At 43.6% G+C, this 10,186-nt stretch carries 8 protein-coding genes and 3 tRNA genes; 4 read left to right on the forward strand and 7 right to left on the reverse strand.

Annotated features, from left to right (window positions below; all coding sequences use genetic code 11):
- Positions 1-8: 8 nt before the first annotated feature.
- The gene (gene ttcA, locus KFE26_RS20320) at positions 9-977 is read left to right on the forward strand and encodes a tRNA 2-thiocytidine(32) synthetase TtcA (RefSeq protein WP_212601537.1); all 969 of its coding nucleotides are present in this window, start codon (positions 9-11) and stop codon (positions 975-977) included.
- A 183-nt stretch (positions 978-1,160) separates the two neighbouring features.
- Here ttcA and KFE26_RS20325 read toward each other — a convergent pair whose 3' ends face one another.
- Positions 1,161-1,784: a DUF2987 domain-containing protein gene (locus tag KFE26_RS20325; RefSeq protein WP_113940490.1), complete on the reverse strand. Its 624-nt coding sequence runs from the start codon at positions 1,782-1,784 to the stop codon at positions 1,161-1,163.
- On the reverse strand, positions 1,777-2,589 hold the full coding sequence (locus tag KFE26_RS20330; protein WP_028759975.1) for a glucosaminidase domain-containing protein: 813 nt from the start codon (positions 2,587-2,589) through the stop codon (positions 1,777-1,779). The genes KFE26_RS20325 and KFE26_RS20330 overlap by 8 nt, the downstream gene beginning before the upstream one ends.
- 310 nt (positions 2,590-2,899) lie before the next feature.
- Between KFE26_RS20330 and KFE26_RS20335 the strand changes: the two genes are divergently transcribed.
- Positions 2,900-3,820, forward strand: a complete 921-nt coding sequence (locus KFE26_RS20335) for a YvcK family protein (RefSeq protein WP_212601538.1) — start codon at positions 2,900-2,902, stop codon at positions 3,818-3,820.
- A gap of 113 nt (positions 3,821-3,933) precedes the next feature.
- Here the strand turns inward: KFE26_RS20335 and KFE26_RS20340 are convergent, their stop codons facing one another.
- From KFE26_RS20340 to KFE26_RS20360, 5 genes are all read right to left on the reverse strand, one after another.
- On the reverse strand, positions 3,934-5,127 hold the full coding sequence (locus KFE26_RS20340) for an amino acid aminotransferase (protein ID WP_212601539.1): 1,194 nt from the start codon (positions 5,125-5,127) through the stop codon (positions 3,934-3,936).
- A gap of 392 nt (positions 5,128-5,519) precedes the next feature.
- Positions 5,520-5,606, reverse strand: a tRNA-Leu gene (locus tag KFE26_RS20345).
- A gap of 49 nt (positions 5,607-5,655) precedes the next feature.
- Positions 5,656-5,729: transfer RNA gene (locus KFE26_RS20350), tRNA-Cys, on the reverse strand.
- A gap of 24 nt (positions 5,730-5,753) precedes the next feature.
- Positions 5,754-5,829 (reverse strand) — tRNA-Gly (locus tag KFE26_RS20355).
- A 373-nt stretch (positions 5,830-6,202) separates the two neighbouring features.
- On the reverse strand, positions 6,203-7,636 hold the full coding sequence (locus tag KFE26_RS20360) for a glyceraldehyde-3-phosphate dehydrogenase (protein WP_212601540.1): 1,434 nt from the start codon (positions 7,634-7,636) through the stop codon (positions 6,203-6,205).
- Positions 7,637-7,839: 203 nt separating this feature from the next.
- Between KFE26_RS20360 and KFE26_RS20365 the strand changes: the two genes are divergently transcribed.
- Both KFE26_RS20365 and gap read left to right on the forward strand, forming a co-directional pair.
- On the forward strand, positions 7,840-8,739 hold the full coding sequence (locus KFE26_RS20365; RefSeq protein WP_212601541.1) for a DUF2989 domain-containing protein: 900 nt from the start codon (positions 7,840-7,842) through the stop codon (positions 8,737-8,739).
- 201 nt (positions 8,740-8,940) lie between these two features.
- Positions 8,941-9,951, forward strand: coding sequence for a type I glyceraldehyde-3-phosphate dehydrogenase (gene gap, locus KFE26_RS20370; RefSeq protein ID WP_006081590.1), 1,011 nt, complete (start codon positions 8,941-8,943; stop codon positions 9,949-9,951).
- The last annotated feature ends 235 nt before the right edge of the window (positions 9,952-10,186 follow it).

The following is a 10,186-nucleotide window of genomic DNA, read 5'->3' on the forward strand; positions in this document are numbered from 1 at the left end:
GCTTTTTTATGCTTGAAGCTATATCTGAAGTTACGGTAAATCCTATGCCGGAAGAATTATCAAAAAAACAAACTACCCGTCTGAATAAATTACAGAAGCGGCTTCGTCGTGAAGTGGGCAGCGCGATTGCCGATTACAATATGATTGAAGATGGCGATAAGATCATGTGCTGCCTCAGTGGCGGTAAAGACAGCTACGCCATGCTCGATATTTTGATGAATCTGCAGCAACGTGCGCCCATTCAGTTTGAAATCATTGCGGTTAATTTAGATCAGAAGCAACCGGGCTTCCCTGAGCATGTATTGCCCGCCTATCTCGATAAGCTCAATGTGCCTTATCACATCCTCGAGAAAGATACTTACTCGATAGTGAAAGACAAAATCCCTGAGGGTAAAACCACCTGCTCCTTGTGCTCTCGCCTGCGCCGCGGCACGCTTTATGGCTTTGCTCAGCGTATCGGCGCCACTAAAATCGCCCTAGGCCATCACAGGGATGACATTATCGAGACCTTGTTCTTAAATATGTTCTTTGGCGGTAAGATGAAAGCAATGCCGCCAAAGCTGCTGTCGGATGATGGCGCTAATATCGTCATACGTCCCCTAGCCTATTGTCGCGAGAAAGATCTCGAAGAATATGCCAGCTTAAAAGAATTTCCAATCATTCCATGCAACTTGTGTGGCTCACAGGAAAACTTAAAGCGCGCCGCAGTCAAAGACATGCTAAATCAATGGGATAAAAAATCCCCCGGACGCATTGAAACGATTTTCACCGCCATGCAAAACACCGCACCATCACAGGGTGTTGACCGTGAGCAGTTCGACTTTGTGTCTCTAACACGTGACCCAGATGCGCCTATGCGTGGTGATGTTGCTGAAGCCAATCTACCTGCATTCGATTTTCTTGATATCGCTAATAGCGGTCGTATCGATTTGGATGCAGCAAAACGCATTGATATTGTTAACACTTACGAAGTCTAACTTAGACTGAATTTAGCGCCTAGTCAGTAAGAGAAGTTAACGAACCGAAAGTAAGCAAGATAAATTAGCACAACAAAATGCCCACTTAATGTGGGCATTTTTATGGCTACAGAATAAGTTTATCTTTGAGCCAGCGCTTCTGAATCGCTTATCTCAAGACACCTATTCAAGATACAAAGATGATTACTTCACCCAAGGACTTAACACTAATGGCTGGGCACTGAAGCTTAGCGTGGTGATGCTTTCAAGCTCATTAGCGGCTAATTTATAACTGCCTTTTATCGATTCTTCACGGCCATTAAGGCGTACATAGACTTCTTGTTCAGGTGAGAATTCAAAGTTTAAGCCAGTTATGGATTCCCTAAAATAACGCATCGGGAAGCCTTGCATAGCACCGAGCAGCGTGTCCATCTCAGTCATGATTTGTTGTAAGCGCGTTTTATCGTACTCGGCTAATGTCTGTTTTGCTCTAACTTGCATTGCAATACCACATCCCTCAGCGCTGCCAGCGAAATTCAGATTAACCAAAGCTCGCTGATCTTTTAAATCATCATCTAAGGGAATGAATAACCGCTGAGCATCAGTATACGTCAGTGGCGTTGAGGTTTTTTCACTGGAAATAGAACCACTTTGGATCAAACAATTCTTTTGCATTGGAACACTAAAAGCCACTTCCACGAGTTGATAACCGCCTTTATTGACTTGTTTTAACCTATCATAAAAGCCTTTATATTCAAGGGATACAGTTTCTGCAGCGGCGCTAGTTGCCAAAAAAAACAGGCTACTAAACAACAGTTTTTTATACATCGACATTCACCAAATATTTTTCATTATGACGTAACATATCAAGCAGCTCATCAATATAAGCTTCTTGTCTTTCAGAATAATTCACTAAACCGTAAATCAATTGATCCGCTGTTGGCTCTAGCTCCTGTGAACGTAAATCAGCTCGAATAGAGCGAAATAACGCATAGGCAGTATTAGAATTTAAATTACGCATATAGGATGAAACCGATTCATCGACCGATGAAAACACTTTCACCTCATGACTTTTACCCGAACCACGTGAGGACGGCACTATGCCGCAGCCAGAAGTAAAACACCATTCACCAAAAAAGTTAAAACCTTCTCTGGCAAAACGTGAACTCCCCCAACCCGATTCATTCGCGGCTTGAATTAACACCATAGATTCCGGCACGATATCGACACGTTTAAGTAAGCTTGCTAATGACTTAGCATCTACGTTACGCGCCGCATATTGGTATTTATCAAATAACGCATTGATCTGCGCTAATTCAGTATCAGATAAACTCTTACCATTATCGACTAAGGCAAGCATCTCATTGATAAAGCCACGCTCCATCAAGATAATGGCATTCTGTTGCTGAACAATCGGCCGCAGGAAATCAAAAAAAGCTTTCTTCTTTTCGGTAATGTCGCTGATCGCTGAAAAGTCAGGGACTTGCGTAACAGGATCGACATCGCTAACGAATTGGGGCGCAATAGCGGATGAGTCATTCGAGTGAGGAATGATCCAAACTCGTAATGCAAAAATCGCCACTATGACCATGGCTAATGCCAATGTAAACGAACCGATTCTACCCGTTTTCAATCATTCACCTTAGGTGTAACGCCCTTATTGGGCAAATAAAGGCCGGATTATAAGCTATTTGTCAGATTTCACGAAATTTGCCCATCATCATGATCACGAACTCAGGTACAATATTACGCCTGAGGCACCATTATCGAGTCGAGCTTGCTATTACGCCGTCGTTTATAGATGCAAGCATTTGACTGAGTATTTATACTAAGGTTCCTTAGCGTTATCACCATTGCACAACGGCTCATGAGTCATCCCGCTTATAGCGACAATGGATGGCTATGACATTAAATTTTCGGGTATTCAGGAAGGAAAAACCCAGATGCAGCATTTGATGTTAAATCAATTTGAACGTGTCGTCGCCATCGGCGGAGGCCATGGTTTAGGCCGAGTATTATCCTCGCTCGATTTTTTAGGCAACCGCCTTACAGGGATTGTCGCCACCACTGATAATGGCGGTTCTACTGGTCGACTGAGAGCCGAACAAGACTGTATTGCTTGGGGTGATTTACGTAACTGCTTATCCCATTTAGCTAATCGTCCTTCCGTTGGCTCGCAATTGTTTGAATATCGTTTCCAAGGTGCCACTGAACTCAGTGGCCATAATTTAGGTAATTTAATTTTACTGGCTCTTGATCAACTCTGCGTTCGTCCATTAGAAGCGGTTAATCTCATCCGTAACTTACTTAAGATAGAAACCCAACTTATTCCCATGTCAGAGCAGCCCACTCACTTAGTGGCCCTGCAAGCCTGTGGCAGTAAAGTCTTTGGGGAAATTAATGTCGACAGTATGAATGAAGCGCCTATCGCACTCTGCCTTGAGCCACAGGTCGATGCCACCTTTGAAGCCTGTGAAGCTGTTCGTCAGGCGGACTTGGTCATCTTAGGCCCTGGGAGTTTCTTAACCAGTATCATGCCGCCGCTGCTGTTACCTAAGTTTGCGAAAAGCCTAGCTGCTACTAAAGCGCAGGTGATCTTTATCGATAACCTGGCCGAAGAAGCCTCACCCGCGGGTCGATTTAGCATTGAGCAACGTATCGCTTGGTGTCATCAAGTGATTGGCAAGCCTATCATTCACAAAGTGCTACGTCATGGCGAACAAACGCGTTTAGGGCCACTGATCAACTATTTTCCGTTGAAGAATCGCCATAATCCCAATCTACATGATAAAGCTAATTTATTAGATGCATTAAGCGCCCTGCTGCGGATCAATGATCTCACTCAACAACCGCTTGCCTGCTAGCTCTTACCTGTTAATAATTCAATCGAAATAATAAAGGACAGCAAGTGCTGTCCTTTATATTGTAAAGCTAAAAGGAATGTCCCTTTAGTCTGTCTATAAGGCTGCTATAACCATTACAACACTTGTGCTATGGCTTTACAGATAACAGGCATATTCGTCTTAGTCATGCCTGCAACGCTAATGCGTCCAGAGCCGACGATATAGACACCAAACTCGTCTTTCAAACGTGCCACTTGGGCTTTGCTTAAACCTGAGAAACTGAACATGCCATTTTGGCGAGAAATAAAACTGAAGTCCTGAGTCACGCCCTCAGCCTTTAAGCTATCAACAAACAGAGTACGCATTTCGGCGATACGTTCACGCATCTCTTTGACTTCCTGCACCCACATGGCTTTCAGAGCTGCATCATTTAATATCGTGCTGACGATCAGTGCGCCATGGGCTGGCGGATTAGAATAGTTGGCGCGTATGGTACGTTTCACTTGGCTAAAAGCACGTACGGCAGCATCAGCATCTTCAGCCACCACAGTCACGGCGCCAATACGCTCGTTGTATAAACCAAAGTTTTTAGAGAAAGAGTTAGCGACCAGCAACTCAGACACTTTAGACGCGACTAAACGCAGACCTGCCGCATCTTCTTCAATGCCAGCACCAAAACCCTGATAAGCAAAGTCAAACAGTGGTACGAGTTTCTTATCAGCACACAATTGAGCAACAAGTTCCCATTGCGCCAACGTTAAATCGATACCCGTTGGGTTATGGCAGCAACCGTGTAGCAGCACGACATCACCCGCATTGGCGTGAGACAAGTCAGTCATCATGGTATCGAAATCGATGTCATGGGCTTCTGCTTTGTAATAACCGTACTCTTTAACCGTTAAACCCGCCGTTTCAAAAATATTTTGATGGTTGGCCCACGTTGGATTGCTCACCCAAATAGTGTGCGAATCGGTATTACGCAGTAAAAACTCAGCAGCAATACGCAGTGCTCCTGTACCACCAGGAGCTTGCGCTGTGGCAGCACGGCCAGAAGAAATTAATGCACTGCCTTCGCCGAACAACAAGGTTTGTACTACACTGTTATAAGCTTGAACGCCTTCAATGCCTAAGTAGTTTTTGGTCTTCTCTTGCTCAAGTAAAATGGCCTCGGCTTTTTTCACTGAAGCCAGAACGGGAGTCTGTCCTGCCTCATCCTTATAAATGCCAACACCAAGATTAACTTTATCCTGACGCGGATCAGCTTTAAAGGTATCGGTTAAACCAAGAATTGGATCAGCGGGTGCGAGTAATACTTGAGAGAAAATCATGACTACGTATCCTAATATGCGCGTGTAGGGGAAATTTCGGCTTATTTATACCACTGTCTTTAAGGGGGTAATAGCGACTTAAGTCCCTTCTTAGGGAAATTATTACACTATTGTCGATTCAACAATAAAAAGTACATTTTATTACGCAATTACTAGCCAAATAGTGACTTTATTTAAATAAAGCGATTTACAACATCTAGATCACAAAATCACTCAGTTTTGTATTGTAGAGAAGAAACAGGTCAGAAGTCGCAATACTGAATGAGTAAAATAGTGGGCTTGGGCCTAACCAATCTATAGCTGTAGTGATACTAGATTAAGAATCATAAAATGTGGATGTAGAAGTTACAAAGCAAAAAAGCCCTGACATCAGTCAGGGCTTTTCTGTTTTTTGGTACCCGAGGCCAGACTTGAACTGGCACGCTGTTACCAGCGAGGGATTTTAAATCCCTTGTGTCTACCGATTCCACCACTCGGGCAAACTCTTTATATTAACAACTGGAATCGTGTCATTAATACTTTAATCTATGGAGGCGCGACCCGGAGTCGAACCGAGATCGACGGATTTGCAATCCGCAGCATAGCCATTCTGCCATCGCGCCCAAACTGCCAAATTTATTAAAATTTGGAGCGACATATCGGGTTCGAACCGATGACCTATACCTTGGCAAGGTATCGCTCTACCAACTGAGCTAATGTCGCCTATCATTGCGCTTAATCATTTGAACTCATGCTCGGCATGCTTTCCCTTGACTGCGGATTGGCATTCTACCGATTTAGACCTCAGAGTCAATCAACAATTTTTAAAAAATGATCTAAGCCGCATCGTTTGCCCAATAAACCGCCACACCTCAGTAAAGTTGATGTTTCATTCATCAATTTAGGCTTTTTTCCGATACTGATGCCGATGCTACCGCTAATTAAATGCGGCAGATAAACAGGGGATCATGGTGAGCTATGGAGTCGAGTCCAATAAAATTGTAGAAGTATAGAAAAACAAAAGCGCCCTATTGGGCGCTTTATTCAAAGGTTAGGCAAAGTCATTAATCACTCGAGCAAAACCTACGTGGGCAATTTACGCAGGTAGAGATAGCGTCGTTAAACCTAACATAGTTTGCATTACGCCAACCACTTGGCAACTGTAACCAAATTCGTTGTCATACCATACATAAAGAATGGCACGCTTGCCTTCTGCAATAGTCGCTTGTGAATCAACCACACCCGCGTAGCGAGAACCCACTAAATCGCTCGATACAATCTCAGTAGAGTCTGTGTAATCAATTTGATTTTGCAGTGGTGATTGTAACGCCGTATCTTTCAGATACTCGTTAAGCTCATCTTTACTGGTTTCAGCATTCAGGTTCATGCTGATGATCGCCATAGAGACGTTAGGCGTCGGCACACGAATCGCGTTACCAGTTAACTTACCAGCTAATGCAGGCAAAGCTTTAGCAACCGCTTTTGCTGCACCCGTTTCAGTGATCACCATGTTTAATGGTGCACTACGGCCACGACGGTCAGCGGTATGATAGTTATCAATCAGGTTTTGATCGTTGGTATAAGAATGAATCGTTTCAACGTGACCATTCTCGATACCATATTTATCATTCACAGCTTTCAGTACTGGCGTAATAGCATTGGTGGTACAACTCGCCGCTGAAACGATAATGTCTTCAGGGGTAATATCGCCTTCGTTCACACCGTAAACGATATTCTTAATCGCGCCTTTTGCAGGAGCCGTCAGTAATACTTTGCTGGCACCTGGGCTCTTAAGGTGTAAACCAAGACCCGCTTCATCTTTCCAAATACCCGTGTTATCAACAATCAATGCATCATTGATGTCGTATTTAGTGTAATCCACTTCATCAGGCGAGTTAGCGTAAATCACTTGGATATAAGTGCCATTGGCTATGATGGCGTTGTTCTCTTCGTCAACTTCAACAGAGCCATTGAAAGGACCATGGACTGAGTCACGACGCAGTAAACTCGCGCGTTTTTCTAAATCGCCTTTCTTACCGCCACGTAAAACGATAGCGCGTAACCTTAACTTATTGCTGCGACCTGTGCGTTCAATCAGCAAGCGTGCCAATAAGCGACCGATACGGCCAAAACCATAAAGCACGACGTCACGCGACGCGACATCATCGGCATGGTCGATAGCATCGGCCAATTCTTTTGCCATATAGCTTTCAATTTCGCTGACATCAGTATGGTCGCGCCAGTAATTAACTGCGAGTTTACCAATATCCACTTTACATTGTTTAACTGCGAGTTTGCTCAAAGCTTGAACGAAGGGGAAACTCTCGCGTAAACGTAATTTTTCACCGACATGACGACGAACTAAACGGTGCGCTTTAATGATTTCAATCGTAGAAGCATTGAGTAACGGCTTGCCATAGACCACGACTTCAACGCCTTGGTTACGGTACAACTTGCCTAACAAAGGCTGCATCGCCTCTGCCATTTCAAAACGTTCTTGCCAACTTTGTAGGTGTTTATCAGCGCTCATTTACAGATCCTTTATCTCACTTTTCAATAAAATGTACTGAAAGGTTTGAGTAACATGACGAAAAGACCAATAATCTAATGCGGGTTTTAGGGAAAACCCTGTTTTGGTCGGCGCCATTGTAATGAAAGTCGCGCTTTGTTGCCAGTAAGATATTTTCTGTAAATCTGTAATTTTATTAGAAAAATTTTCGTTTGGAGAGTGTTTTGAGACAAAATCTAGTAATAATTACATCATTTACCTTAGGGATGAGCTTTTTCGGTCTTTTCGGTTGTGATAATGACCGAAATATCTCAGCAATTTGTAAAAATAATCCTGAAATTTGTGCCGATTTGCATAAGGACAGCTGGTGTTTGACTGAAAAGACCAAACTTATCCAAAACCGCTACATGTTAAAAGACAACGAAAACCTCACAGGTAAGCAGCTCTATTCACAATTAACCTACCTTGAGGATTACAGCCGTTGCATTGAACTCGCCTCTGGCGTTCAGCATATCATCCACACCAATCGCACAGCTGATAGAGCCAGAGCCTTTAGACTAAGCACTCAAAATTTAAGTTTACTACAAGATCAAACCCGTGAACGGCAAGACCCTTTTATGTCCTATTACCAATGGACTCGCTTTGGCGATACCGCAGCGTTAAATAGATTATTAGAACAGGAAAACGCCGGCGAAGTGACTGATCCCTTTCTACTTGCCCAAGTCGCAACCTATTACAGCAATCGAAATGCCATCAAAGCGCAACAACTCTATCTTAAAGTCTTTGCGGAGATCCAATACGATGATTTCGACGTTAACTGGTTACTTGGGCTCGCATCTGCCTATCGCCAGCAACAGGTTTTAGATAAATCCTATATGCTGACGAAAGCAAATTTACTACTTACGCAGCAGAAGTATTCTGAAGAAAAAATGCTAGCCTTGCTCGGTGGCAATAAAACGCTGGCGACTGAACTCGATTTAAAAGCCCAAGCCCTAATTGATGTGTTAAAAAAGGGCACTTATTCTATGAGTCCAGTAAGACAATGGCTTGATCCTCAAGCGGTTGCCCAAGCGCCAACTGAAACCGAAGCTGTGCCGCCTGCGCCTGTCGAAAAAGTAAACTAAGCAACTGATGGCAAAATGTTTGCCATCTTGTAATTTTTTACCCAATTAACGCGTGAAAAATGGCGATTTCGCGACCGATGTAAAAAAAATACCTAATTTGTTAATCAAGACAGCGGTAAAATGCCGATTTAACTTGACGATAGCTGTCAGTTTGGTAATTTTACTACCAGTTGAATTTTATAATCACCAGAGGGATATGAGATGACTATCCGTGTAGCAATAAATGGCTATGGCCGTATCGGTAGAAACGTATTACGCGCCTTGTACGAAAGCGAAAAAGCTTATCCAATCAAGATTGTCGCTATTAATGATTTAGGCGACGCTTCAATCAACGCTCACCTGACAAAATACGATTCTGTTCACGGTCGTTTTAATGCGAAAGTTGACCATGATGCAGAAGCCATTTATGTGAATGGCGATAAGATCCTCACTTTCCAAGAACGTGATCCTGCAAAACTGCCATGGGCTGAGTTGCAAGTTGACGTGGTTTTCGAATGTACCGGTATCTTCACTTCTAAAGAAACCGTTCAACCCCATTTAACCGCTGGCGCGAAGAAAGTGATTATTTCTGCTCCAGGCAAAAACGTCGATGCCACAGTTGTTTACGGTGTGAACAACAACGTGCTGACCTCAGACATGACAGTGATTTCAAATGCTTCTTGTACAACAAACTGTTTAGCCCCTTTTGCTAAGCCGTTAAATGACGAGATTGGTATCGAATCAGGCCTGATGACCACCATTCACGCTTATACCAACGATCAACGTTTATCTGACGTGTACCACACAGATTTACGTCGTGCCCGTGCTGCGGCACTGTCAATGATCCCAACTAAAACGGGCGCAGCAGCTGCTGTAGGTTTGGTTGTACCTGAATTACAAGGTAAATTCGACGGTTTAGCGGTTCGTGTACCTACAGTTAACGTATCACTCGTGGATTTATCTTTCATCGCTGCCCGTGACACGACAGTTGAAGAAGTGAATGCCATTATCGAACGCGCTGCCAGCGTTGCGCCATTGAGCGAAGTGTTAGCGGTAAACAAAGAGCCATTGGTGTCTATCGACTTTAACCACAATGCGTTTTCTTCAAACTTTGACGCAACTCAAACCCGTGTAAACGGTCGTTTAGTGAAAGTGATGTCTTGGTATGATAACGAGTGGGGATTCAGTAACCGTATGTTAGATAACGCGGTTGCACTGATGAACGCAAAGTAATCTAGTCACTAGATTCCGCGTTACTCAATTAAGCCTCGCATTTGCGGGGCTTTTTATTGCCTTAGTTTTAATAAAAACAACAGACATAAAAAATCCCCACACTATGGCCTGTCTCTTGATCACATCTTTTGCTCAAGAGACAAGGCTAGCTGGTAACCTTCAAGGATGGTTTGCAGTTTAAACCATCCTTGCCATAACCTTTCCCAGCCCACAATTCCGCTTCGTTTGCTGTCAT

This window comes from Shewanella sp. M16 (genome assembly GCF_018224605.1).
GTDB lineage: Bacteria > Pseudomonadota > Gammaproteobacteria > Enterobacterales > Shewanellaceae > Shewanella > Shewanella oncorhynchi.

Bases quoted from the DNA above. Each gene is read 5' to 3' on its own strand.
- KFE26_RS20360 (WP_212601540.1), bottom strand. From the start codon at position 7,636: ATGAGCGCTGATAAACACCTACAAAGTTGGCAAGAACGTTTTGAAATG.
- KFE26_RS20335 (WP_212601538.1), top strand. From the start codon at position 2,900: ATGCAGCATTTGATGTTAAATCAATTTGAACGTGTCGTCGCCATCGGC.
- gap (WP_006081590.1), top strand. From the start codon at position 8,941: ATGACTATCCGTGTAGCAATAAATGGCTATGGCCGTATCGGTAGAAAC.
- ttcA (WP_212601537.1), top strand. From the start codon at position 9: ATGCTTGAAGCTATATCTGAAGTTACGGTAAATCCTATGCCGGAAGAA.
- KFE26_RS20340 (WP_212601539.1), bottom strand. From the start codon at position 5,127: ATGATTTTCTCTCAAGTATTACTCGCACCCGCTGATCCAATTCTTGGT.
- KFE26_RS20325 (WP_113940490.1), bottom strand. From the start codon at position 1,784: ATGTATAAAAAACTGTTGTTTAGTAGCCTGTTTTTTTTGGCAACTAGC.